Origin of the sequence: Peptoniphilus indolicus, assembly GCF_900454665.1 — a bacterium.
GTDB classification, from domain to species: Bacteria; Bacillota; Clostridia; order Tissierellales; family Peptoniphilaceae; genus Peptoniphilus; species Peptoniphilus indolicus.
In genome coordinates this window covers 608154-634532 of sequence record NZ_UGTH01000001.1, presented here as the reverse complement: position 1 = coordinate 634532, position 26379 = coordinate 608154, and the positions used below count along the sequence as shown (strand labels likewise).

The 26379-nt window shown below is 31.7% G+C and carries 18 protein-coding genes; 14 read left to right on the top strand and 4 right to left on the bottom strand.

The window, feature by feature from the left end; all coding sequences use genetic code 11:
* Positions 1 to 17: 17 nt before the first annotated feature.
* A complete protein-coding gene (locus DYE58_RS03025) occupies positions 18 to 5651 on the top strand; it encodes an S-layer homology domain-containing protein (RefSeq protein ID WP_172463312.1) in 5634 nt (1877 codons plus the stop codon).
* Between the two features lie 103 nt (positions 5652 to 5754).
* Here the strand turns inward: DYE58_RS03025 and DYE58_RS03020 are convergent, their stop codons facing one another.
* Positions 5755 to 6300, bottom strand: coding sequence for a MarR family transcriptional regulator (locus DYE58_RS03020; RefSeq protein ID WP_004819305.1), 546 nt, complete (start codon positions 6298 to 6300; stop codon positions 5755 to 5757).
* A 122-nt stretch (positions 6301 to 6422) separates the two neighbouring features.
* Between DYE58_RS03020 and DYE58_RS03015 the strand changes: the two genes are divergently transcribed.
* Positions 6423 to 7793: an APC family permease gene (locus tag DYE58_RS03015; RefSeq protein WP_004819303.1), complete on the top strand. Its 1371-nt coding sequence runs from the start codon at positions 6423 to 6425 to the stop codon at positions 7791 to 7793.
* Positions 7794 to 7804: 11 nt separating this feature from the next.
* A complete protein-coding gene (locus DYE58_RS03010; protein WP_004819301.1) occupies positions 7805 to 8998 on the top strand; it encodes a MalY/PatB family protein in 1194 nt (397 codons plus the stop codon).
* A gap of 53 nt (positions 8999 to 9051) precedes the next feature.
* On the opposite strand, the gene DYE58_RS03005 is transcribed toward DYE58_RS03010, so the two are convergent.
* Entirely contained in the window at positions 9052 to 9444 is a 393-nt protein-coding gene (locus tag DYE58_RS03005) for a zinc ribbon domain-containing protein (RefSeq protein ID WP_040552103.1), read from the bottom strand.
* Between the two features lie 75 nt (positions 9445 to 9519).
* Between DYE58_RS03005 and DYE58_RS03000 the strand changes: the two genes are divergently transcribed.
* The 11 genes from DYE58_RS03000 (at position 9520) to DYE58_RS11025 (ending at position 21437) form a co-directional block, all read left to right on the top strand.
* The gene (locus DYE58_RS03000; protein ID WP_004819298.1) at positions 9520 to 10341 is read left to right on the top strand and encodes a tRNA 2-thiocytidine(32) synthetase TtcA; all 822 of its coding nucleotides are present in this window, start codon (positions 9520 to 9522) and stop codon (positions 10339 to 10341) included.
* Positions 10342 to 10350: 9 nt separating this feature from the next.
* Positions 10351 to 11103, top strand: a complete 753-nt coding sequence (locus tag DYE58_RS02995; protein ID WP_004819295.1) for an exodeoxyribonuclease III — start codon at positions 10351 to 10353, stop codon at positions 11101 to 11103.
* Positions 11104 to 11110: 7 nt separating this feature from the next.
* Positions 11111 to 12325, top strand: coding sequence for an FprA family A-type flavoprotein (locus tag DYE58_RS02990; RefSeq protein WP_004819293.1), 1215 nt, complete (start codon positions 11111 to 11113; stop codon positions 12323 to 12325).
* Between the two features lie 225 nt (positions 12326 to 12550).
* Complete coding sequence (locus DYE58_RS02985; protein WP_004819292.1) at positions 12551 to 13141, top strand: TetR/AcrR family transcriptional regulator; 591 nt, start codon at positions 12551 to 12553, stop codon at positions 13139 to 13141.
* Positions 13142 to 13273: 132 nt separating this feature from the next.
* Positions 13274 to 15190, top strand: coding sequence for an ABC transporter ATP-binding protein (locus DYE58_RS02980; protein WP_004819289.1), 1917 nt, complete (start codon positions 13274 to 13276; stop codon positions 15188 to 15190).
* 3 nt (positions 15191 to 15193) lie between these two features.
* Positions 15194 to 16930 carry an ABC transporter ATP-binding protein gene (locus tag DYE58_RS02975; RefSeq protein ID WP_004819287.1) on the top strand — a complete coding sequence of 579 codons (1737 nt, stop codon included), beginning with the start codon at positions 15194 to 15196 and terminating at the stop codon, positions 16928 to 16930.
* A 30-nt stretch (positions 16931 to 16960) separates the two neighbouring features.
* Positions 16961 to 17542 carry an MptD family putative ECF transporter S component gene (locus DYE58_RS02970; RefSeq protein ID WP_004819285.1) on the top strand — a complete coding sequence of 194 codons (582 nt, stop codon included), beginning with the start codon at positions 16961 to 16963 and terminating at the stop codon, positions 17540 to 17542.
* Positions 17542 to 18234: an energy-coupling factor transporter transmembrane component T gene (locus DYE58_RS02965; RefSeq protein ID WP_004819284.1), complete on the top strand. Its 693-nt coding sequence runs from the start codon at positions 17542 to 17544 to the stop codon at positions 18232 to 18234. The genes DYE58_RS02970 and DYE58_RS02965 overlap by 1 nt, the downstream gene beginning before the upstream one ends.
* Entirely contained in the window at positions 18222 to 19619 is a 1398-nt protein-coding gene (locus DYE58_RS02960) for an ABC transporter ATP-binding protein (RefSeq protein WP_040552100.1), read from the top strand. The genes DYE58_RS02965 and DYE58_RS02960 overlap by 13 nt, the downstream gene beginning before the upstream one ends.
* Before the next feature lie 124 nt (positions 19620 to 19743).
* Positions 19744 to 21096: an MATE family efflux transporter gene (locus DYE58_RS02955; RefSeq protein ID WP_040552098.1), complete on the top strand. Its 1353-nt coding sequence runs from the start codon at positions 19744 to 19746 to the stop codon at positions 21094 to 21096.
* Between the two features lie 194 nt (positions 21097 to 21290).
* Positions 21291 to 21437, top strand: a complete 147-nt coding sequence (locus tag DYE58_RS11025; protein WP_004819278.1) for a hypothetical protein — start codon at positions 21291 to 21293, stop codon at positions 21435 to 21437.
* A 296-nt stretch (positions 21438 to 21733) separates the two neighbouring features.
* Here DYE58_RS11025 and DYE58_RS02950 read toward each other — a convergent pair whose 3' ends face one another.
* Together DYE58_RS02950 and DYE58_RS02945 are read right to left on the bottom strand one after the other, a co-directional pair.
* A complete protein-coding gene (locus tag DYE58_RS02950) occupies positions 21734 to 22882 on the bottom strand; it encodes a CapA family protein (protein WP_004819277.1) in 1149 nt (382 codons plus the stop codon).
* Between the two features lie 139 nt (positions 22883 to 23021).
* Positions 23022 to 25895: an insulinase family protein gene (locus tag DYE58_RS02945; RefSeq protein ID WP_040552096.1), complete on the bottom strand. Its 2874-nt coding sequence runs from the start codon at positions 25893 to 25895 to the stop codon at positions 23022 to 23024.
* Positions 25896 to 26379 lie beyond the last annotated feature (484 nt).

Below are 26379 nucleotides of genomic sequence, written 5' to 3'. Positions count from 1 at the left end.
AAGGAGAGAAAATGACAATGAATAATAAAATAAATAGAGCGATGGCACTTATGTTGGCATTGCAAATGGCGGCGTCAACTGCTAGTCCGGTTATGGCACAAGTTAGAGCTAGAGGGCCTATGGAAGTGTTGTCTATAAGCAGTCAAAGTACAAATAGCAATCAAGAAGATGTACAGGAATACTTAAAGCGAGAATTGAGGCAAAGAGCAGAAGAAATACAAAATATAATAAATAAACAAAAAGGGAAGGAGAAAGATAGTTATAAAGGTTTAGAAGTAATTATAAAATCTTATAAAGAAAATTTTGAAGATCAGAGTAGTACTGATATTATAAAATTGATAGCACTATTTGAAAAAAATTTAGTGCGATATAAAAAGGAAATGAATCAGTATAATGATGAAGATGAAAAAAAAGCAAGTGAAAATATAAAGTCTATAATAACAAAAATAAAAAATGATGAGAAAAAGTTAGAAAAAATAAATCCAAAATCTTCAGATATTAGTGCTCATCTTAGTCTGATAGAAACTGTAAATGAAGAAATAACTCTTGAAGAAGTACTATTAATACTTGTTGAAGGAGATAGCTTAATCAAAAAGAATGAAAGCGAATCAACAAAAGATGTTCCGGCAGATGAGAAAGATGAATCTATAAAAGAGATAGAAGATATACAGGAATACTTAAAGCAAGAATTGAGGAAAAGAGCAGAAGAAATACAAAATATAATAAATAAACAAGAAGGGAAGGACAAAGATAGTTATAAAAATTTAGAAATAATTATAAGAGGATATAAAGAAAATTTTGAGGAAAGTAGCTCTACAGATATTATTAATCTTATAAATAGATATGAAAAACTTATAGCAGTATATAAGAAAGATATAAGTAAAGAAAAAGATTATACAGAACGAAACAGTCAAGATATAGTAAATAAAATTAGGGAACAAGAAAAAATTTTAAAAAGAATAAAAATAAACTCAGAAATTAGCCTATTTTTAGATAAAATAGAAAATGCAGATAAAAGCTATGGAATAGATGAACTATTATTTTTACTTGTTGAAGGAGATAGCTTAATCAAGAAGTATACAAAAGATTTAAATAAAAATATATCTCAAGGAGAAATTTTAAATAGCAATAAAAAGGAAAAAGCTGAAAAGAAAGATTCTGACAAAAACAAAAAAATTGAAGATGTGCAAGATGTGAATGAAGAAGGGATATTAAAAAAAGGTCAAACATTAACTTTAAAAGACAAATATGATGAAGGAAAAAATTCAATATATATATTTGAAAGTACGTTACCTGAAGATTTTGAATTGGAATTTGAGGGGGTGACTTATGGAATATATAATGAGGAAGTGGAAGGACAATATACATTAGAGAAAATTAAAGATAGACAATATAAGTTAACAGGGCCAAAAACACATTTAGGAGGTATATATTTTGTAAATATAAAAGATAAAAATGGTAAGTACAAGTTACCTGAAAAAAGAATATATATTGAGGGTGTGGAAGGAATTTATTTGAACCAATGGAAAAATAATAAAACAATAATAAACTCTCCACATTTTATAAATAGTTTGTCATCTGATTTTGAGTATCATAATGGCAAGATAGCAAATGGAGATCCTCAACAAATTGATCTTTTAAATAAAAATATAAGGCTTATTCTAGTAACTACAGCAGGAAGTAGTGCTTTTCAAATATATACGCCACAAGATGAAAAAGGTAATGTTATTGGAAATTTGAACAATGTATTTTATGACTCAAAAGGTACAATAAATTCAGAGTATAAGGCAGGGGCATATATATTAAAAAATAGTGTATATACAAACTTAAAATTTATTCATGAAATAATCAATATGAAAGATTTAGATGGGAATGGACCAGCTAAGTCTGTTAAGGTATATTACTATGGAACAGAAATTCCAACGGAAATATCATATCCTTTTTCGGAATACAAACCGTCTGATAAAGATCCAGCTATAATATTAGGTAAGTATAGACTGCCGGAAAAGACTATTCAACTAAAAATCAAACTTAATACTACAGAAGACAAAGTATTAGAAGTGACAGATAACAATACAGCGGTTGCGGGCAATCCTGCATATGCTTCATATATGGCGGAAGGTTTTAAAGAGTACAAGGGCAAGACGTTAGAAGAAATTGAAAAAATAGTCATAGAAGATAGAGATAGCGATTTAAAAGCACGAGCAACAGCAGATGTTAAAAAGGCAGTAAAGAGTGCGATTATAGATGCTTTAAAGGAAAATAACAGAAAAAGAGCAACGTATTCTGAAATAAAGAAAAATTTAAAAACACTTATAAATGAGTCTTATGAAACATTGTTAGAAATAGAGCAAGGAGCATTTAAAGATAGTAATGTAAATGAGTTTAAAACTGCTTACCAAAAATCACTTGAAACTTTTAGAAATAGTAAGGATGATGCAAGTTTATCTAAAGTTTACGATTCTTTAAATAGTACAAAAAATGCTTTACAGCGAAAAGATAAAGATAATAAATTATTGGAAGCTGCAGTGCAAAGTGCCAGAACTAAAAAGGCAGAAGATTATGAAGAATGGTCTTATGCATTTTTAGAAAAAGCTATAAAGGAATGTGAAGAGGAGTTAAACAAACATTTAAATCCTACTCAAATACAGGATAAGATTAAAAAATTACAAGATATAGAAAAAAGTTTAGTACCTAAGCTTAAAGGGGAAAGACAGTATTTTAAGGTAAAGGGAAGAATTGCCGAGAGTGGGCTTTCTTCTGATTCTATGGCAAATGATGCGATGTCTAAGGAAATCTATATAGAGCAAGTAGCGGGAAAAACTATATATCATTTGTTATTTAAACCTATGGAAGTTATGGGAGTAAAGGCAGAAATTCAGAATTTAAAGCATTTTGAAGATAATCAATTTAAGGAGACAAGTGTAAGATTAAGTAAAAGTCCTGGATATACTAAAGTAATTTCGTTTATAAGAGATAAACAAGATGAAAAAGAGTTCAAGATTCAAACGGGAGCCTATATGACATCAGCAACTATTGACTATAGAGATGCTGATTTGAAGTTAGACAATAACAAAGAAACAATTACGGAAAGTCAATTAAAAGATGCTATTAAGTCAGAAATTCCTAACTTAAGTATTACTGATGAGAAAGACTCAAAAATTAAAACAGATAAAAATATAGAAGATAATATTGGGAACAAAAAGGCACTTGAAGCAGGTGTATATAAAATTCCGTTTGAATGGAAAAGAGATGGCTCAGAAGAAGAGGCTATGGGCAAAGATGCTTTTAGCTTTATAACTGCCAAGGTGGATGGAGAAAAAGCGACCATAACTATAAATACAAGAGAATTAGAAATTAAAAATAATAATGGAGCTTTAAAAGGGCATTTACTGGATTTGTTTATAAAGGATGGAAGTAGTAAGTCCAACAATGAAACGGATAAAAGCAAAGCATTAAAAGGTGAAATTGAAACTACAAAATCTGATTTTAAAACTATAACTAATCCGACAAGTAAGATTAAAAAGTATCCAACTAAGTTTACTTTTACAGTTCCTAAAGAAGTTTTAACTAAAAAGTATGAAGTTAATGTAAGGGTTATTGTAGATATAATGGATATGCTTGCAAATGGAGAACTTGGTTCAGGTAAAGGAAGTAAATCAGCAAAGCTTGTTTTAAATCCTAATTCTGAAAGTCTTAAACCTGTAGTTAATAATAGTGAAAGCAGTACTGACATAAGTCTTACAAAAGATGATTTAAGAAAAGAATATTATAAGTCTTATGCACTGTCTGAGAGAGATTATGAACCAAGTTCATGGAATGTTTTTAAAGAAAAATATGACAAGGCAGCAGATATTTTGATTGAAAATAAAAACTTTACACAAGATGAGATAGATAGAGCTAAAGAAGAATTAGTTAAAGCAAGAAATGGACTTAAGAGACTAAATAATTCTACATCTACTAATGTGGATAGAAGAGTTACTAATGGTACAAATTCAAATATGTATACAATGCGAGTAACTGCATTAGAAGCGGATAGAAATGAAACTTCAATGGCAGCTAATGCCATAGTAAACCCTGTAACTATAAGAGAAGAAAATAATAGATTGTATGCGGATGTTAAAATGCAATCAATCAATTACAGAGGATTTGAAGGAGAAGTTCAAGAGTTATTTAGCTTTAGCGGCAATAGTCGCTATGGAAGTAGAATTCCTGCGCGCAAGTCAGGAAATATATTTACATTTGAAGTTCCAAGGGAAGTTTTAGATAGAAATACAGAAGTTTGGTTAGAAGTCAATGTTGATATGATGGATGCTTTAGCTGGTGGCGGCTATGGATCTGGAAATAGAGTTTTTAGAATGGTGTTTGATCCATCAAATAAAAGTCAAGTAAGCTCAAATTATAATCCAAATTCCAACTCTAGATTTAGCATAAAAGATGAATTAGAGAGAGAAATTAGAAATGGATTGAATTATAATTCTAGAGATTATGAAGATAGATCTTGGAGAGATTTTCAATATTCATTGGATAGGGCAAGAGATGTAGTAAGAGATTATAGAGCTTCTGATAGAGATATAAGTAGGGCGCTAGATGATTTGATTAGAGCGAAGAGAAATCTAATTAAGAATAATACAACAAAGAGCGTTGAAACTAAAAATTCATTAGAAAGTAAGAAAATCAACGAAAATGTAAAGACTTACGAAGTAGGAGTAGAAGTTTTAAGAGCTGATGGAAATGGGACTTCAATGGCAAGAGATGGGGTTCATAAAATAGCTAGAGTTGAAGAAAAAGATGGAAAATTCAAATACTATGTTTCATTTAAGCCTATTGAAAAGTCATTTAAAGGTAAGACTTTAACAGGTAATATAACAAAATTATTCTACTATGATGGCGGCAAGTATGAAGCTACTAATGAAGGTGGCGGAGTTTGGTCATTCACTTTAAATTCTAAAATAGAAGATGTGAAAATTGCTGTTTGGGTAGATGCAATGGATGAATTAAGAGGTGGACGCCCGGGAGCTGGTGAACAAGATGCAATCTTAAGATTTAATTGGTCATCTGCTAAAGATATAACTCCTAAGAAGAATGAGGAAAAGAAAGTAATAAATAAGACTGGCAATCTTTACGATATTCAAAACCACTGGGCAAGAGTAGCTATAGAATTTGGCTTGTCTAAAGGATATTTTGAAGGAGTAGGAGATAACAAATTTGATCCGGATAGAGGTATGACAAGAGGAGAATTTGTAACAGTTCTTGGAAGAATTCAAAAAATTGATAAGAGTAAATATCAAAGTTCTAAGTTCTCAGATGTAAAACAAGGAGAATTTTATGCACCATATGTGAACTGGGCAAGTGAAACGGGAATAGTCAACGGAGTGGGAAATGGAAGATTTAATCCAAATGATGTTATGACTAGAGAACAAATGGCTGTAATAATGGCTAGATATTTAAAAGTTACAGGAGTCACAGTTAAGAATGGTGGAAATTCAGAATTTAAAGACAGTGCTAAGATTTCAAGCTGGGCTAAGGATTCAGTTGAAGAACTTGCAAAAGCTAAGATTGTAAACGGAATGGAAGATGGTACATTTAGTCCTAAAACTCCATTTACAAGAGCTCAAGTAGCCCAAGTGCTATATAATATCTATAAGTAAAAATTAAGAAGCTTTAGGGTCAGACCTTAGAGCTTCTTTTTAAAATTTGTAATAAAGTTTTAAATTAATAAATTAATTTGAGTGTCGGATTGAAAAATTAAAATTATTTATCAGTATCAGAAGTGTTTTCACGTAATATTTTTGTATATTCTAAACAAATTTGGTCAAAAGCTACAAGCTCATCAATTGTAAATTTTTCTAATAACTTTTTTCGAGTTTTTATAATATCTAAATTATCATATTTTTTATGGAGAGTTACGAGTGATTTACCATCATTAGTACACTCTAAATAAAATATTTTTGCATCTTGTTCACTATTTTTACGAGTAACAAGATTTTTCCCTATTAATCTACGAACGATTTGTGATATCGCTGAATTACTACGTCTCCATTTATCAGCTAAATCAGAGACAGTAATATTATTATAATCATAAATATCAGTTAATATATGAATTTCTATCATTGTGGATAACATACCATTACCATAATCGCGTCTAGTATTGTAATAATTAGAGTAAGAAAGTATGAAGTCATACATAGGAGTAACAATTTTATTCAATTCTTTATAGCGTTCATGAATTTTGTCGTCTGTTTCATTAGGTTCTACCCACGTATCAATAATGTTTTCTAAATATAATTTTTTATTCAAGTTTGTGCACCTCTAAAAATATTATAACAATAAAAATTTGAAAATCCATATTGAAAATGTGAGAAAAGAGTATTAAAATATACTTAATAATTAAGTGCCTAAATTATAAAGGGGGTTGTAAAATGAATGTAGCTAGAATTGAGGAGAAATCACTAAAGTTATTTGATGTTTTTAACTTAGGGTTTGGAGGAGCTGTAGGATCAGGGATATTTGTATTAATGGGGTTAGGAATAGAATACACTGGTAAATCTGTAGTATTAGCAGTAGGAGTGGGTTGCCTTGTTATGTTATTAGCCTATTTTTATAATGTACTCTTATCATCGATGTTTGTGTTTAAGGGAGGAGATTATAGTCAGAAAGCTATTTGTTTTGGACCTGTTTTAACTGGTGTAGGAGCATATATAACTTTTATAAATGGGTTTAGTATAGCTATGTATAGTGTTGCAATTGTTGAATACTTATCGATAGTTTTTCCGGAAATATTACCTTATACCAAAATTTTAGCTGTAATAATTATAACGGTATTATTTGGTGCAACAATAAAAGGATCTAAATTTATATCTACTTTAAATAGTATAATGACAGTTGTTTTAATATGTTCTATACTGTCATTTATAATATTTGGTTTGCCAAAAGTTACTACAGGATATTTTAGTGGAACTGATTTTTTTAAAGATAAGATGTCAGGATTTATATCAGCTATAGCTATAATGGGATGGGCTTGCCAAGGGACTACAATGGGTCCTGTATCAGTATCTGCAGTAACTATAAATTCAAAGAGGAATATCCCATTAGGAATACTTTTGGTTACAGTAGTATTGGCTTTAGTATATGCATTAATGTCATATGTAGCAGCGGGCGTATTGCCAATAGATCAAGTAGCGGGTCAAAACTTAAGTGTTGTTGCAAGGGAAATATTTCCAAGTATATTGTTTGTAATTTTTATAATAGGAGGAGCTACATTTGCCATAGCAACTTCGATGATAACAGGTGTGACAATGGTAAGATATCCTATGTTAAAAGTTGCTGAAGATGGATGGTTGCCAAAAGTTTTTACAAAGACTACAGATTCAGGATATCCATGGGCAGTTTACTTACTATATTATATAATAAGTATTATTCCTGTAGTTGGTGGATTTAGCTTAGGAGCAATGGTTTCTTTGGTTATGATACCATCTATGTTAATGAATGCGTATTGCAATGCTAAATGTATAAAATTAATAAAGCAACATGATGAACAATGGGATAAAAGTATATTACATATGCCTAAACTAATGATAAATTTAATTTGTATTGCATCATCAATATGTGCATTAATAGTTTGTTATAATTTATTTATTAGTTTTAAGCCGGTTGAAAAGATATTTATGGTAGCTATTTTATTGTTGGTATTAGTATTATCAGTATTTTGTTTAAAAACTGGAAGAGTAAAAAAGAGTATCTTAGAAGAAAATAGACTTAGAATAATAAAAGAAGCACTAGAAGAAGAATAAGGAGAAAAGATATGAAATATGATTTTGAAACATTAATAGATAGAAAAAAACAAGGGTCATTTAAATGGATAGATATGTATAACAAAAAACCTAATGTATCAGAAAATGTAATACCATTATCTGTAGCAGATATGGAAATTGTGAATGCTCCGGAAATTAGAGAAGGATTAAAGAAATATATAGATGAAACTATTTTAGGTTACACAATCGCAAACGATAGTTTTTATGATGCTGTTATTTCATGGATGGATAGAAGGCACAATTTTAAAATAAAAAAAGAATGGATTATAAATACACCGGGGGTTGTTCCGGCTCTTTTTACAGCAGTTAGAGCGTTTACTCAAAAAAATGAAGGTGTAATTGTTATGTCTCCAGTATATTATCCTTTTTTCAATGCAATAAAATTACAAGATAGAAAAGTTATAAATTGCCCTTTGATTAAAGAGGATGAAAATTATACTATTGATTATGAACTATTAAATGAGCTTGCATCTAAAGAAGAAAATAAAGTATTGCTATTTTGTTCCCCTCACAATCCAGTTGGGAGAGTATGGAAGAAAGAAGAATTAGAAAAAATATCCGAAATAGTATTGAAAAATAATCTTATATTATTGAGTGATGAGATACACCATGATTTAGTAATGAGAGGGAATAAACATCTAGTGCTACAGACTCTAAGTGAAGAATTGGCAGATAAAACTGTAACATTTACAGCACCATCAAAAACATTTAATTTGGCTGGAATGGGAATGTCCAATATTATTATAAAAAATAAGGAATTAAGAGATGAATTTATAGAAGAAGTGAATAACATAAATGGGATAGCGCTAAACGTATTAGGATATAAAGCTTGTGAAATAGCATATAATGAATGTGAAGAATGGTTAGAAGAATGCTTATTACACATAGAAAAAAACCAAAAAATATTTAAAGAGTTTTTCGAGGTAAACTTCCCAGAGATTAAAGTAAAATTAAATGAAGGAACTTATTTACAATGGGTTAATTTTAATTGCTTAGGTATGAACAGCGAAGAACTTGAAGAATTTATGATAAATGAGGCAGAGTTGTTTTTGGATGAAGGATATATATTTGGAGATGGTGGAGAAGGATACGAAAGATTTAATTTAGCTGTGCCTTCAGATGTATTGATAGAAGCATTAAATAGATTGAAAGTTGCTGTTGATAGATTAAAACATAATATTTAATAGATAATAGGGTTCTAATGATTAGATAAATTCACTAGAACCTATTTTTAAATTCAAAATATTTCTTCATCTTCTATTTTATAACCGCACTCTGGGCAGAATTTAAAGTAATCTTCTAATTCAAAACCACAATTAGGGCAGAGGTTATGCTTATGGAAATTTTTAAAATTTGTCTTATGAACTCGCTTTTTAGAGAAGTCTTTCTTTTTATGACTTTTATGAAAAGATATATTTATTCTTAGCTTGTACACCAATAAAAAGATGCCTATTGAAATAATTATAAAGCCACATATATGTAGTGCAGTTACGATGAAAGGGTCTACACCATCTCTTAGTAAAATCATTTTATTTGAAATTGAGAAATAGCTCCAAATAGTTCCTAAGAAAATTAAGGCTATCGCAACTAAAGCTTCTGAAAATTTTGGACCATTTACATTATTTTTCATATAATCACCTATATACATATACCCAATATGTACCGAAATCATGTTATAATAAACTAGGATTAAGGAGAGAGATGATTGAATAATATAAAGGCTTTAAAGGAAATTGAAAGAAGTTTAATAAAAAGTTATAGAAAATATATATGGGTGCCTTTTGTAAAAGGAATTAATGAATTTGACATGATTCAAGATGGAGATAAAATTGCAGTTGCAATCTCAGGGGGGAAAGATTCTCTTACACTTGCAAAATGTCTACAAGAGCTTAAAAGGCATGGGAAGATGAATTTTGAACTTGAATTTATAGCTATGGACCCGGGTTATAACAATAAAAATAGGGAAACACTTAAATACAATTGTGAAAGGCTAGGGATTCCTCTGAAGATCCACAATTCGGATGTGTTTGAAGTTTCTCAAAAAGTATCTGATGGGTATCCATGCTATATGTGCGCAAGAATGAGAAGAGGGAATTTATATGCCAAAGCACAGGAACTGGGTTGTAATAAGTTGGCGCTTGGGCACCATTTTGATGATGTAATAGAAACTATAATGTTGAATATACTTTTTGCAGGAAACTATAAGACTATGATGCCAAAACTTCATTCTCAAAATTTTGAAGGCCTTGAGCTGATAAGACCTATGTACTATGTAAGGGAAGAGTCGGTTATAAATTTTATAAATTCTACAGGACTTCATGCACTTGATTGTGCTTGCGAAGTTGCACAGAAAAAAGAAGAAGGCTCCATGAGAGGCTATATTAAGAATTTAATTGCAAGAGTAGAGGAGAAAAACCCAAATGCCGCAATTAGCATTTTGAGGTCAGCTGAAAATGTTGAATTGGGAGCTATTATAGGATATAAGAATAAAGACGGAAAGAAAATATCTTTTATGGAAGAATATTAGAGGTGAAGATTGAAATTTATATCGTGGAATGTAAACGGACTTAGAGCAGCAGTGAAAAAAGGTTTTTTAGAAAAACTTGCAGAGATGAACCCTGATATAATTGGGCTTCAAGAAATAAAACTTTCAGAAGGACAATTGGAACTTGAACTTGAAGGATATGAATTATATTATAATTATGCAGAGCGAAAGGGATATTCAGGAACGGCAGTTTTTACAAAATTAAAACCGATTTCTGTAACTTATGGAATAGGAATTGAAGAGCATGATACAGAAGGGCGAGTTATAACTCTTGAATTTGAAGATTATTATTTTATAACTTGTTATACACCTAATTCAAAGAGAAAATTGGAACGTTTAGATTACAGAGTAGTTTGGGAAGATGCTTTTAGAAACTATCTAAATGAACTTGATAAAAATAAACCTATAGTGTTGTGTGGAGATTTAAATGTCGCACATAATGAAATTGACTTGGCAAATCCGGATACAAACCATAAATCTGCTGGGTTTAGCGACGAGGAGAGAGCTAAGTTTACAGAACTTTTGGCGAGCGGATATGTAGATACGTTTAGACATTTTTATCCAGATAGAGCCGACGAATATAGCTGGTGGAGTAACTTTAATAAAGCACGTGAGAGAAACATAGGTTGGAGAATAGACTACTTTGTAGTCTCTGAAAGATTTTTAGATAGGATTGAAGATTCTAAGATTCACCAAAGTGTTATGGGGTCTGATCATTGTCCTGTTGAAATTATTTTAAAGTGAGGTAATAATGAACAATTTATTGACAGAAAAAATACAAGAAAACTTATATTACATTGGAGTAAACGACAGAATAACTCAACTTTTTGAGGGGATGTGGCCGCTTCCGGATGGAGTTGCATATAATTCATACTTACTTACAGGGGAAGTTAGCATCTGTATGGATGTTGTAAAAGACACTACAGTGCAAGGATTTTTAGAAAAGTTATATGAAATTTTAGGAGATAAAGAACTTGATTATCTTGTAATAAACCATATTGAACCGGATCACTCGAGTGGGATTGTTGAGTTACTTTCAATATATCCGCATGTAAAAATCATATGTAACAAAAAGACAGTGCCGCTTTTAGAAAGCTACTATGGAATTACAGAAAATATAATCGAAGTAAAAGATGGGGAAGTCTTAAAACTTGGAGATAGAGAACTTACTTTTTATATGACACCAATGGTTCACTGGCCTGAATCGATGGTATGCTACGAAGAGGCTACAAAAACTCTATTCTCTCAAGACATATTTGGTGGATTTGGTACATTAAACGGTGCAATTTTTGATGACGAGGTAAAATTTGACGACTACTATCTATCTGAAACAACTCGTTACTTTATAAATATAGTTGGAAAATATTCAGGACAAGCTTTAAAAGCACTTAATAGATTAGAGAGTCTTGATATAAAAACGATTTGTCCGGTGCATGGAGTTATTTGGAGAAAAGATCCTTCAAAGATATTAGATTTGTATACAAGACTTTCAAAACAAAAAGTTACAGATGGTGTAGTAATAATTTATGGAAGTATGTATGGAAATACAGAGAGAATGGCAGAAGCAGTTGCAAAAGGAGTTGTTGAAGGCGGAATAAGTGATGTCAGAATTAGAGATATCTCAAAAACTAACTTATCGTATCTATTAGCAGATACATGGAAATATAAAGGGGTTATTTTAGGTTCATGCTCTTATAACAACAATATATTCCCACCAATGTCATTCCTAATTGAAGAATTAAAACATCAAAAGATGAAAAATAATATTTGGGGATTCTTCGGCTCATACTCTTGGAGTGGTGGAGCAATGAAAAGATTTGACCAGTTTGCAGAAGAAATGAAGTACAATGTTTTAGATATAAAACCCGAAATCAAAGGTGCTGCAACAGACGAACAAATTCAAGAATTAAAAGATCTTGGAAAAGAAATGGCTAAGAGAATTCTTGCAGATAAAAAAGAAGATTAATTGTGAAAGTAGAACTTGTTAATTCAAGTTCTATTTTTTTTAGATATTTCTTGTATTTTTTATGTTTATTATTTCAATATCCTTATCATACCGATTATTTAATGTTTAGGAAATGATTAGTATTAGTTTTAATAAAAATTTTAAAAAATGGTTGTTAGGCGAAGTTAAATGATATATAATATCATTAAATACCGACTACGTCGTCGGTATAAGAGGAGGAAATATATGTGTGCTGCCAAAAGGTTGAGCGTAAAGGAAAGAAAAAAAGAAATCATGGACTCAGCTGCAAAAGTAATTGCAGAAAAGGGACTTGAAAAGACAACAATGGAAGAAATTATTGCAGGAACAACTTTATCAAAGGGTGGGGTTTATCACTATTATGGAAGTGTTATAGAAATATTTAAAGATATTATGCTTAATGGAATTAAATATAGAGACGAAATTATAAGAGAACATCTGGCTAAATCTCAAAAAAATGTAACTAAGGAATTTATGGCTAAGGAGCTTGTAACAAAGATAATTGATGACAACCTTTATATGCCGCTTTATATTGAGTTTTTAATTGCTAAAAAAAGAAATCCTGAGCTCTGTGAACTTATGGTGGAATTACAGGAGCAGACAAAAGAAAGACTCAAAATATCTATGAATGAAGAACTAAAATGGATAAATGAAGCCAATATTTTTCAATTAGTTACTGATTTTACAAATGCAATGATTATTGCGGCAGATGTTTTAGACGCTAGAGAAAATTTCGCCAAGAATAGAAAGATTTTAGAAAAAATGATTATTTGCATATTTGAAAATGGAGAGGAATAAAATAAAGCTTTATAAGAATAGATAGTTTTTTTCTAGGATCCGTTAATCTGCTTATCGATAGCTATGATAAGGCAAATAGAATATTTTTTATAATCAAGGGTTAGTATACACTAGCTGAAAGGAGATAAATTAATGAAGGAGAAAAAACATAATGATAAATTGCTTGATTCTACTTCGGAAATCAAGAAGCCCAAGGGAAATGAAAATTTAATAAGAGATATAGAGAATTTAAATCTCGATGTTCCTAATGAAATTATGCAGCGAATCGAAAGTGATGTTGAGCGAAGTGAAAAGCAACCCAAAATTAGCATGGGGGGATTAAATAAAGCGCTTATGAGTATAGCTCCGGAGTATAAGGGGAGGATGCAACTTTCTGTTATTTTGGCCTGTATTGGAGAGATTTTTAGTTTTTCTACTTATTTTTTCAGTGCTTATGCGGCAGGGTGGTTAATAAAAAATTCCGGTAATAAACCGGTAAGCTTTGATGAACTTATTAAATATGCTTTTTTGGCAGTAGGATCATTGTTTCTCTATTTTATATTTACAGGATTTAGCACAACTATTTCACACAGAACATCATTTTCTATACTCGCAAAACTTAGACAGACTTTATTTGAAAAATTAAAGGTGATTCCAATGGGATATTTGGTGGATAATCCTGTGGGAAAAATCAAAGTAATTATCATGGAACGAGTAGCGGATATGGAAGATTGGGTAGCTCATATAATGCCGGAGTTGCCGAGTAGACTTTTACATCCGATACTTTGTATAATCATTTTATTTTTATTGGACTGGCGGATAGGATTATCAATATTTGTACCATTGCCAATTATTTTTATCGGAATGGCTACTATGATGTATAAATACCGTAGCAGGATGGCTGTGTGGATATCAAGTTATGCTAATGTTGCGGATAGAAGTGCTGAATATGTTCGTGGGATACCTGTAATAAAAGCTTTTGTACAAGATAAAGTTTCGTATGGGAAATTTGCAGATGCGGTAAAATTCTATCATTTCTCTACGATGAAGTGGTGGAAGCAAAGTTGGTTTGGCAAAGCACTGATGACTGCGGCGATGATGACACCGCAGATAGTTAGTATGCCTTTAGCTTTTTATTTATATGGGAACGGACAAATAGGTATCGAAACTTTAATTTTATCACTTATACTTCCGATTGCTATTCTTCCGCAGGCTTTTTCAATTATGACGAGCTTTGAACTCTTCCAAATGGCATCGAATACTTGGGTATCCATACAAGAATTGCTTGATATGCCTGTACAAAAACGTCCTGATTCAAAAAATAAAGCTGTTATAGACAAGAATAGGGGAATTAAGTTTGATGGGGTAAGTTTTTCTTATCATGACGGAACTGAGGTTCTGCATAACATTTCTTTTGAAACAAAACCGGGGGAAGTAACTGCACTTGTAGGGCCTTCAGGGGGAGGTAAATCCACAATTGCAAAGCTTTTAGTAGGCTTTTGGGATCAGTCATCGGGAACAATTTCTATTGGAGGTGTGGATACAAATAAAATCTCATTTAAACAGCTTGCAGAAGAGATTTCTTTCGTATCACAAGATAACTTTTTGTTCGATGTGAGCATTAGAGATAATATAAGACTTGGTAAACCGTGGGCGAGCGAGGATGAAATTATTGCGGCAGCAAAAGCTGCTCATTGTCATGATTTTATTATGGCACTTCCTGAAGGATATGATACTAAAGCGGGTGAAGCAGGCGGAGCAATGTCAGGTGGAGAAAGACAACGTATAACTCTTGCCAGAGCAATTTTGAAACCTGCATCAACAATTGTCTTAGATGAGGCAACAGCTTATGCCGATCCGGAAAATGAAGCACTCATTCAAGAAGCGTTATCTCATCTTGTAAAGGGAAAAAATCTTGTGATGGTTGCCCATAGATTAAATACAATTAAGCAGGCGCATCAAATAATTTTGATTGATAAAGGTAAAATTATAGCTAAGGGTAAGCATGATGAACTTATGAAAGAGCCGCTCTATGCAAGTCTTTGGGAACAATATTTAGGGAAGGAGTAGAATATGAAGTTTATAAAATTATCACTCAAATTAGCGGGACAGTATAAAAATCGACTTAAGGCGGGAATGTTGCTTATTTTTCTTCAAAACGCTTCTGTGTTGTTTGGATTTTTCGCTCTATTCCTTGCATTCGGTTGGATGAATGAAATTACTGTCGGACATATTTGGACGATTTTTGGAGTATTATTTGCATCTTTTCTTTTCAATTTTCTAACAGGTTGGGCAAAGAGTGGTCTTAGTGACGGTGTTTTCTTCGGAATTTTCAAAGATTACAGACTTGCTGTCGGAGAAAAACTTAAAAAAGCACCCATGGGATATTTTGCAGAACAAAGTTTATCGAGAATTATGGCGGCTTTTACCAATGTTATGAAAAGTCTTGAAAACTACTCTGCAATGAGCATAGACTTTGCTGTTTCCGGGATTTCAATATCATTTTTCCTATTGATTGGAATGTTCGGTGTAAATATTAAAATCGGAATATTGACTTTAATTTGCTTAATTTTTATTTGGCTTTGCGTATTACTTATGACTAATCAAGCAAAGAAAGAAATTGCACGTGAACATACTGCCATTACCAAGTTGGGGGATGCTTTAGTCGACAGTATCAGCGGTATTCCTGTGCTTCGAAGTTTTCCGCTTGTGAACGAGAGCGTTGAGGAGGAAATACACTCTAAATTGAAGAATGCTTCTGAGGAGCTTAGACTTACGCAAGTACATTTTGAGATGGTCTTTGTTATTTATGCTAGAATTTTTTCTACTATTATCAATCTTTCGAGCCTCCTTGTTACACTATTTTCTTGTTATCTCTATACTAAAGGAGAGGTTTTATTACCGCAAGCACTCACTGTTTCAGCTGCCGGGTTTATGATTTTTGGTGGCTTAAAACAACTTGAAAACGCAGCTATTCTGATGGTTAAAAATCCTGCGAATATGCAATATTTGGATGAGGTTTTAGATATTCCTGAAATAAGTGAGGGGACTTTAGAAGTCATGAAAAACAATGATATTGTCTTTGATAAGGTGAATTTTGGTTATGACAAGAGAAATTTTGTCTTAAAAGATCTTTCATTTACGATTCCACAAGGTTCAAGGACAGCTATTGTCGGACCTTCCGGTTCAGGGAAAACTACAATTATCAATTTAATATCTCGTTTTTATGATGTTGATAGTGGTGAAATAAGATTGGGGGATGAGGATATACGAGATTATAAAGTAGAAAGTTTACTAAAAAATCTTTCTCTTGTTTTCCAAGATGTATATCTTTTTCGAGATACCATAGAAAACAATATTCGCTTTGCAAATCCTGATGCAAGTCATGAAGAAGTTGTAGAAGCTGCTAAAAAAGCGCGCTGTCATAATTTTATTATGGAACTTCCCGACGGTTATAATACTATGGTAGGCGAAGGGGGAAGTTCTCTTTCAGGCGGAGAAAAACAGAGAGTTTCTATTGCGAGAGCGTTACTGAAAAATGCACCGATTATTCTTTTAGATGAAGCGACCAGCTCTGTTGATCCTGAAAATGAATATGAGATTTTGGCTGCTATTGAAGAATTATCGAAAGGGCATACTGTTATCTCTATAGCACACAGACTTTCTACAGTGAAAAAAGCTGATCAAATCTTAGTAATTGACGGCGGTACATTGGTGCAAGCGGGAAATCACAGTGACTTGATTTGCAAGGAAGGAATTTACTCATCGTTTATACAGGCACGAGAACGTGCAGCCAATTGGACATTATAGAAATTAGAAAAATTTATTAGGAGGAAGAAAATGAGAGAAAATAAACTAAAAATCAAAGATTTAGTAACCATTGGTGTATTTGCAGTTATCTATTTTGTAGTAATGTTCGGTGTGGGAATGATAGGAATGGTACCTATTTTATTCTTAGTATATCCAACTCTTCTTGGTATTGTGACAGGTACAATTATTATGTTATTTATGGCAAAGGTTCAAAAACCTTGGGGCTTATTTATATTAGGAATACTATCCCCATTATTGATGTTTGCTATGGGGCATACCTATGTAATAGCAGTTCATGCTATTGTTGTTATGTTTATTGCTGAAATGATAAGAAAAGTGGGCGGATATAATTCTTTTAAATACAATATGTTTGCTTTTGCGATTTTTAATACATGGATTTGTGGATCTTTAATGCAAATGCTATGGGCAAAAGAAAAATATATTAAATTATCAATGATGATGGGAAAAGAATATGTAGATGCTTTAGAAAAGTTAATTACCTATCCAAATATGTTATTAGTTTATGCCGGTGCTTTAATAGGTGGAATTATCGGAGCATATATTGGAAAGGCTCTTCTTAAGAAACACTTTAACAAAGCGGGTATTGTTTAATGTTTATTGAGAATAATAGAAGATTAAATCCAAATCCCATAACAAAGTTATTTGTTGTGGGATTATTGGGGTTAACTGTTGTACATTCCATTCATCCTATTTTGGAATGGGCATTGATATTTATTATTTCCATAATGTACTTAATAAATGGCTTTAGAAAAGAAGCAATAAAAAATATTCTTTTATTCGGTATTCTATTTCTTGCACCGAATTTTAAGATATTAGCTCAGTTGCCATTTTTAATAAAGATGTTATTTTCTTTAATTTTTGTACTGCGTATGTTTTATATACCTTTTGCTGCAGGAAAATTTTTGATTAAAACATCGGATGTTGGGAGTATTATTTCATCTATGGATGTCTTAAAAATCCCAAGTGTCATATCTATACCTATAGCGGTGATGTTTCGATTTTTTCCGTCTTTTGCGGAAGAAAGAGAAAATATAAAAATGGCAATGAAAATAAGGGGAATAGAAACAAAAAATCCTTTTAAATATTTAGAGTATGTTATTGTACCTCTTTTAATTATTTCATCTAATATTGCTGATGACATCTCTAAGGCGGCTGAAACAAAATGTATTGCAAATCCCATAAAAAAAACGAGATATGTTAGGGTTGGTGTAAATTTAATCGACTTCATCTATGGGATAGTGATGGCATCAATAGTCATAGGAGGATGGTTATGCTTCAAATAAAAAATCTTTGTTTATCGTATGGTGAAGATAATAAAATATTAAATAATATTTCCTTAAAAGTTCTTGACGGAGAATGTATTTTACTAACAGGTGAAAGCGGAAGCGGAAAGTCCTCTATAATCAATTCAATTAACGGATTAGCATTTGCCTATGAAAATGCCGTTGGAACAGGTAGCATTAAAGTCGATGACAAAGAAATAAAGAACTTAGAACTTTATGAAGTATCCCTACTTATTGCCAGTGTTTTTCAAAATCCTAAGACACACTTTTTTAATGTTAATACTACAATAGAACTCCTGTTTTATTTAGAGAACATCGGGTTATCTAAAGAGGATATGGACTCACGTATGCAAGAAATGCTGAAAATATTTCATATAGAGCATTTACTTGGACGTAGTATCTTTGAATTATCCGGTGGAGAAAAACAGATATTGTGTGTAGCTGCTTCGTATATTTCCGGATGTAAAATTATAGTACTTGATGAACCGTCATCAAACTTGGATGACAAGCACATAAATATTTTAATGAAAATGCTAAAAATGTTAAAAGAAAAGAAAATAACGCTTATTCTTGCAGAGCATCGAATTTATTATCTGATGAATTTGGTCGATTATATTTATTTAATAAAACAAGGAAGAATTGACCAAGTTTTTAACAAAGAAGAGTTTTTGTCATTATCAAGTGAAAGTTTGATCGAGTATGGACTTCGTTCAATACACAAGACACCTTTAAGTAAAAATCAAAAACTTTATGGAAAAGATTTAGTCATTCAAACGATGAAAATTGATTTTGAAGACAAAGGTGAATTAGTCCTTAAAGACATATCTTTTGACTTGGGAGAGATTTATGGCATTGTCGGCAAAAATGGTTGTGGGAAATCTACTTTTTTACGTGCAATGACAGGGCTGAACAAAAAGGATAACAATGAAATTATTTTTAAAGGTAAAAAACTTAGCAAAATAGAACGAATTAAAAATTCAGCTTTTGTTATGCAAGATGTAAATCATCAACTTTTTACAGATTCTGTAGAAGAAGAATTGAAACTCGGAGTTAAGGATTCAAGTCAAGATAAAATAGATAGGGTTCTAATTGGACTTGGACTTGATGAATTGAGGAAAAGGCATCCAATGAGCTTATCAGGAGGACAAAAACAAAGAGTGGCGATTGCTTCTGTTTTATGCAAAAATTCTAAGTTTATATTTTTTGATGAGCCTACAAGTGGAATGGATTATAATAATATGCTAAAAATTTCAAAACTGATAAAGAAAATGAAAACGAAAGATAACATCGTATTTATTGTTTCTCATGATATTGAATTTATAAATGCAACAACAGATTATGTTCTTTGTTTAGAGGATTTTCGAAGTTATAAATATCAAGAATAATGAAGAGTACTGTTTAAATGAAATGGAAAGAAATTTAAATAGTCTTAGTGAAGTATATGGAAGTTTAATAAGTGCGAAAATTAATATTATTAACGATATTATATTAAAAATAAGGAGATCGTTTATGAAAGAAAATATGAAAGAACAATTGCTCACAAAAACACCCATATCATTGATGTTTCAATTATCTATCCCGGCAGTTATCGGGATGATAGTAATTGGATTGTATCCATTAATGGACGGAATATTTGCAGGGAAGATTATTGGACAGATAGCCATGACTGCCTGCGGGGTTGCAATGCCGCTTACTTTTTTTAATAGTGGTGTTTCAACTTTACTTGGTGTAGGCTCGGCATCTGTTTTATCACGAGCAATTGGAAAAGGTGATCAGAAAACTGTAGATAAAATCATGGGGAATTTGATTTTTTGGGTGATTTTCTTTTCGACAATTATAACAGTTGGCGGAATACTACTTGCACCACATTTTTTAGATATGGTCGGTGCGACAGGCGAAATCAAGTCTTATGGTATCAGATACCTGAGAGTGATTTTTATCGGTTCTATCTTTGTAAACTTCACGCAGTCTGCAAATATGGTCATGCGTGGGGAAGGATTGATGAAAAAAGCAATGATGATTATGGGGCTTGGGGCATTACTCAATATAATTCTTGATCCGATTTTAATGATACTTATGGGTAAATATGCCATTGAAGGTGCTGCTCTTGCAACGATCACAGCACAGTTTGTTCAAGCTGTGATAACACTTCAATATTTTTTGAGGAAAAGTAAAGTTGTAAGGATCTATAAGATTAAATCTGATGTGAGAATAAAAAAAGAAATGTTCGCAGTAGGTTCATCGGCTATGATGATGCAGCTTTTGTTTATGATTCAGCAAACTATGCTCTACAAAATGGCATTTAAATATGGCGGTGATCCAAACGGAATTTTAATGGCAGCATCGCTTCGTGTATATGCCTTTTCATTCATTCCGCTTTGGGGAATGAGCCAAGGCTTACAACCTGTTGTAGGAACAAACTTCGGAGCCGAGCAATATGATAGAGTAAGACAAGCAATGAAAGTATTTTCTATCGGAGGGATTGTGCTTGCAGCAGTCTTCTGGATTCCGTCATTATTGTTATCAAGTCAGATACTTTCGCTGTTTGGAGTAGACGCAAATATCATAGCTCAGGGAGTAGGGAATTTCAGACTGTTCTATTCTGTATTTATTTTATATGGTGTTATGGTCATGAGCATTACATTTTTTCAATCAATTGGAAACGGAAAGAAGGCAGGGATTATAGTTATGTTAAGACAGTTATTTTTATTTGTTCCTGCAATGATTTTCTTGCCAATGGCATTTGGAGTGAAAGCGGTTTGGTTCACGCAACCTCTTGTAGATTTTATAATGATTGTTGTTGGAATATTTATGATGATTGTTGAGTTGAATAAAATGGGAAGAGAAAAGACAATTAATTAAATACTATTAACAAAAATAAACATATTGGTTGTTAGAAATGCGAAATAAGAAATGAAATATTTAATTGTTGAAGGAGGATAAAACATAACAATAGGATACTATCTGTATATGATTGAGCGGCATGGCATAAATTAAAAGAACTTAAAATTTCAGGGAATATAAAAATTATTCACATACCACCCTATACACCGAAAATGAATACCATAGAACAAATATGGAAACAAATAAGATCTATGGGATTTAAGAATGAACTCTTTCATTTATTAGTTGATGTCGTCGATGTATTACTTGAAACAATAAATACTAAAGAAAAGATTAAAAACATTACTCGTATGAATTGATTGTATTTCTACATTTAATAGGATATTAGAATTAAATGAATCGCTAAGTAAAAACTTAAAAAGAATTAGATATCGAGGATTAATTAAAAGATAAGAAATAAAATTTTTAAAAAGATAAAAAATTCATTGTAGTAATTTAATATTTTAGTAATAGAGGAGGTCAATCTGCCCTTATTAAAATAAAGGAGAGGTTGACCTCTTTTACGATCATAAATATATGAGTGAAAAATAATGAAAGTTGTGATAAAAGATACTATATTTAATAATTATATTTTTGGCAATTAATCAATATAGAATTATTTCTGTGGACCTTGTAAGATGCCAAGTCTTTCGATGACCCAGTTATAACTTGAATCGACAAAGTTTTGAGTTCTTTGGTCTAAAGTGTTTCTATATTTTCCACCGTTTAGAATATCTGAATACAATACGACTTCGGATTGTATTTTTCCGTTTTGGTCGTGGTATCTATTCACGTAAGTTGGGTGGAGAATAAAGTTTTCAAGTTTTGTATTTCCATTTTGTTTAATCAAATTCAATTCTACAAAGACTCCGGATTCAACTCCGGCATGACCAATCCACTGTTGTCTTTGGTTTGAAATTGAGTTTCCCATTGAAAAAATTGTAAATTTATTATCTTTTAGTTCAACTCTTTGCAAAACATGAGGGTGCGAACCAAGGACTGCGTCTACACCATTATCTAACAAAAATTTTTCAAAATATTTTTGAGTTTCTGATGGTTCGCTCGCGTATTCAACACCCCAATGTGGGTATGCAATGATGTAATCTGCGCCAAGGCTTTTTAAATTTTGGATGTCACCTAAAATTAAATCTTCTTGAAGTGGTGAGATTTCATATCTCTTATCTTTTGGAACGAGTCCGTCTAAACCGTTAAACATTTCAGAATATGATAGCAAACCAACTGCGATGCCATTGGTAGTTATGATTAGAGGTTTGGAATTTTCTTTGCGAGTGCCGAAGTGCTTTAAGCCGGCTTTTTCTATTGCGTCAATAGTTGTTTGAACGCCTTCGTATCCGGAATCAAGACAGTGGTTATTTGAGGTCGCTAATGCATCGAAACCAAAGTCTTTTAAATAATTTAAAGCTTCAGACGGGGTGTTGAACATTGGATGACCTGAGATATTTTTGTTTGGATTGACTGTGCTTTCAAAATTTCCAATTACTAAGTCAGCACCTTTTAAATATTCTGAAACTTTTTGATAATAGGTGTTGAAAGAGTACAATCCTGTGGTGGCATCATAATTATATTTATACAATGGCATATGGTACATGATGTCGCCAGTTGCCCAAATTTTAGTTCTGTATATTTCATTTTCAGTTTTTTTCGGGCTGTTTATGTTAATAGATTTATTGTTGTTTGAGTAAATGTATAGTGCTCCTACTAAACACAGTAGAATGGATAATGATATCGTTATAAGTTTTTTCATTGAATCACCAAGTTAATTATAGCATATGTACTGTATTGGTGAATAATGACATGTTTGATTAATTTAGATGATTAAACTGGTTTATATTAAAAAGGTGATGTTGCAAAATAGAATTCTATTTTACAATATCACCTTATTTTTATCTTTTTAGTTCAATTACTTCTTTAAACAACTTGCTTGACTCTATCATTTCTTTTGAGCCTATTGCAGTAATATAATTTTTATTCATAGCTTCTTTTAATGCTCCACGTAGAGCTTTTAGGTCTGAAAGCTTGGTGTTTAGCGCTTGTTCTTTAAATTCAGCAACTTTTTCTTCTGTTAAGTTTGTCATAAATCGGCTGAAGTTTGCACTTCCCTTTTCAGCTGCGCCAAGAAGTGGGTCGAAAGCATTCATAGTACCGATTATATAATTTTTGAGTTCATCTTCAGTTAAGTCAAGTGAGTCCACATATTCAGCCATATTGTCATAAACTTCAGCTGTCTTTTCAAGGTTAGGGTCTCTATAAGAATAAGTTACTACGTCATCTGACATAGAGAACTTAACTCCAGCTCCATAAGCGCCACCTTTAGCACGTATTTGATTATGAAGATAATCAGCGGACAATATATTTCCAAGGACAGGCATAATACCTGAGTAGTTTATTCCGAATTCTTTTAGATTATATCCTTTAGATACATAGTTTACATTGGCAGAAGTTGTAAATCCTTGATTTTTTGGATTAGGAGTAAATTCAAATTCAACAGATTCATATTTTTCAGTAGGAAGAGATTCTAAAAACTCGGATAGAAAATCTTTCTTTTCAGAACTGTCGGCAGTTAAATTCACAACAACATCCACACCGTTTATCAACTTGGCTGATAGTTCTTTAAGTTTAGCGCTTAAACCTTCCCACATAGTTTCAAAGTTTTCAATCAAATCAGAAAGGTAGAAGTAGTAGTTAAATCCACCGGCTATTTGATTATAAGCAGATAGCTTTGAGAAATAACTCTTAACAACTTCAGCAGCTATTGAATGTCCGCTTTGAAGTATTATTGCCTCGATATATGATTTTTGAAGTAAGATAAGCTCTTTAATTCTCTTCTTATCATCAAATTTAGAATTTAATAAAATTTCTTTTGAAAGTTCAATAGACTTTTCAAAGTTCAAGTCTAAAGTCTTAATAGAAGCTTCAAATCGAGATTTGAATTCATCTTCTTTAGTGTAGTCTCTATAAGTTGCAAGTCCTGTTCCAAAACCACCCATTGTCTTATATATTTCTGTGTCTAAATTAGAATAGTGATAGTTTTGAGTGGAGACTTTGCCGAATAATTCGCTTAATAGATTCATAGTTGGCAAATCTTCGATAGCTATATATTCAGCAGGGAACGAAATTGTAACGTAAGAGATACCATTTGTAGGTTGAGGATTGAATAAAAGCGTTCCATATTTTTCTTTAAATATCTCACTTTCAATGTGTTCGATACCCTCTTTGATATCAGAAAGTTCAAGTGAAGGTATGGTGTTTTTATCCTCATCACTGTCTTCTCTTAATTGATATTCGACTAAATTTTTATGATTTAATATAATGTTATCTACTTCTTCATCAGAAAGAGAGTCCTTTATATTCTCAAGTTTTTCTTTTAATTCATTTAGTTCAATTTCATTTTTATCAGCGTCTGCTGAAATTTGAACTCCAACTGAATATTTGTTATCAATCAAATGCTTTTGAATGTATTGTTCAAAGAAATCAGTATCTATTTTATTTCTCAAGTTTTCAATTACAGATAGAGATTTTAGTCCGTCTATAGGGTTTTCGCCATATAACCAAGTGTTAAGAGCTCTAATGTAATATATTATAGCCTTTTGGACTCCTCCGCCTTCACGATATGCAAACTCAAATTTATTAAATGTAGCAAGGAGCAAATCCTTATCTATGCCATTTGAAACTATTTTTTCGAGAGAGGCATATATGAAGTCGCGAAATTCTTCGGCAGTTTTCCCACCGGTGTTTTTAGCGACAATTGATAAGTCAAGAGTTAGTGAAGTTGAATTTTCAGCCCAAACATCTTCTGCAAAACCTGAGCTTAAAACATCTTGTTTTATAGGAGATGAATCTGAATTTACTAAGAGTTCAGATAGGAAATTTCTCATAAATAAATCTTCAGGGTTTAAACTCTTTCCAATACACCACCCAAATCCTAAATAATCATTTTTCTTTTCAACCTCTGCTGGAGTTGCAGCATAAGTCTCTTTTACAAAGGTAGTTTCTGTAATTGGAGAGTTTAATTTTATTTCAGAGTCTATTTCTTCAAAATCAAATGAATTTAAATAGTTATCTTCTATAAATTTTAAAACTTCTTCATAATTCATATTTCCATAGAGATAGATATAAGAATTAGAAGGATGGTAAAATTTTTTGTGGAAATTCAAAAAGTTTTCGTAAGTTAAATTTGGAATTTCTTTAGGGTCTCCACCTGAATCAACACCATAAGTTGAGTTGGGATGTAGGTTAAAAGTCAAAGTATCAGAAACTATTGATTGAGGGTCTGAGTAGACACCTTTCATTTCATTGTATACGACACCGTTTATAGATAATGGAGAATCTTTTTCCATTTCATAGTGCCAACCTTCTTGTTCAAAGATTTCTTTGACTTCATACATTCTCGGATAAAATACGGAATCTAAGTACACATCCATCAGGTTATAAAAGTCTTTTTCATTTCTTGAACTGACAGGGTAGATTGTCTTATCAGGAAATGTCATAGCATTCAAAAAAGTTTGTTGGCTGGATTTTATAAGGTCCATAAAAGGTTCTTTTGTTCTATATTTTCTTGAGCCGGATAGTACAGAGTGTTCAACTATATGGGCAACTCCTGTTGAATCTTCAGGGATTGTCTTAAAACCAATTCCAAAGGCTTTATTTGCATCATCATTTGAAAGCACAAGGACTTGTGCATTAGTTTTTTCGTGTATAAAATATAGTGCCTTAGAAGACACTTCATCAATCATTTCTTCTTTTAAAAGTTTATACATTGTAGCCTCCTTTATTAAAGATATTATACACATTAAATGTACAGCATGGCAAAAGAAATAATAATTTACAGCAAATTGAAGAAATAATTTTAAAATGATAATATTATTTATGATTAAGTAATATTTTTAGATAAATCGATAGGAGGATATTTATTATGAATACAATTGCAAACATATTGCCAACGATTTTTATGATACTTATGGCGGGCTTGGTTGTATATGTTATAAGTAAAATAATTAAGAAGTAAAACATAGATTATTTAGAATAAGTTATAGTTAAAAATAAAGGTTAGTATAAGGCGTCAACTTATTGACAAAGTATCTCAGTAGATGATAAAATTGACCTATAAAGAAGTTCCGTGTTATGCAAACGATTCTAAAAACTTGAATACATAGATCTAATAAAAAATCAAAGCAATTGTTTGTAATATCTAAGGAACTGCTTTAGATATTCAAAAATAGTTAGAGTAGTATACTGTCCGCT

Bases quoted from the DNA above. Each gene is read 5' to 3' on its own strand.
- DYE58_RS03005 (WP_040552103.1), bottom strand. From the start codon at position 9,444: ATGAAAAATAATGTAAATGGTCCAAAATTTTCAGAAGCTTTAGTTGCG.
- DYE58_RS02990 (WP_004819293.1), top strand. From the start codon at position 11,111: ATGAACAATTTATTGACAGAAAAAATACAAGAAAACTTATATTACATT.
- DYE58_RS02980 (WP_004819289.1), top strand. From the start codon at position 13,274: ATGAAGGAGAAAAAACATAATGATAAATTGCTTGATTCTACTTCGGAA.
- DYE58_RS11025 (WP_004819278.1), top strand. From the start codon at position 21,291: ATGAATACCATAGAACAAATATGGAAACAAATAAGATCTATGGGATTT.
- DYE58_RS02985 (WP_004819292.1), top strand. From the start codon at position 12,551: ATGTGTGCTGCCAAAAGGTTGAGCGTAAAGGAAAGAAAAAAAGAAATC.
- DYE58_RS02950 (WP_004819277.1), bottom strand. From the start codon at position 22,882: ATGAAAAAACTTATAACGATATCATTATCCATTCTACTGTGTTTAGTA.
- DYE58_RS03010 (WP_004819301.1), top strand. From the start codon at position 7,805: ATGAAATATGATTTTGAAACATTAATAGATAGAAAAAAACAAGGGTCA.
- DYE58_RS02965 (WP_004819284.1), top strand. From the start codon at position 17,542: ATGTTTATTGAGAATAATAGAAGATTAAATCCAAATCCCATAACAAAG.
- DYE58_RS03015 (WP_004819303.1), top strand. From the start codon at position 6,423: ATGAATGTAGCTAGAATTGAGGAGAAATCACTAAAGTTATTTGATGTT.
- DYE58_RS03025 (WP_172463312.1), top strand. From the start codon at position 18: ATGAATAATAAAATAAATAGAGCGATGGCACTTATGTTGGCATTGCAA.
- DYE58_RS02970 (WP_004819285.1), top strand. From the start codon at position 16,961: ATGAGAGAAAATAAACTAAAAATCAAAGATTTAGTAACCATTGGTGTA.
- DYE58_RS02975 (WP_004819287.1), top strand. From the start codon at position 15,194: ATGAAGTTTATAAAATTATCACTCAAATTAGCGGGACAGTATAAAAAT.
- DYE58_RS02945 (WP_040552096.1), bottom strand. From the start codon at position 25,895: ATGTATAAACTTTTAAAAGAAGAAATGATTGATGAAGTGTCTTCTAAG.
- DYE58_RS02955 (WP_040552098.1), top strand. From the start codon at position 19,744: ATGAAAGAAAATATGAAAGAACAATTGCTCACAAAAACACCCATATCA.
- DYE58_RS02960 (WP_040552100.1), top strand. From the start codon at position 18,222: ATGCTTCAAATAAAAAATCTTTGTTTATCGTATGGTGAAGATAATAAA.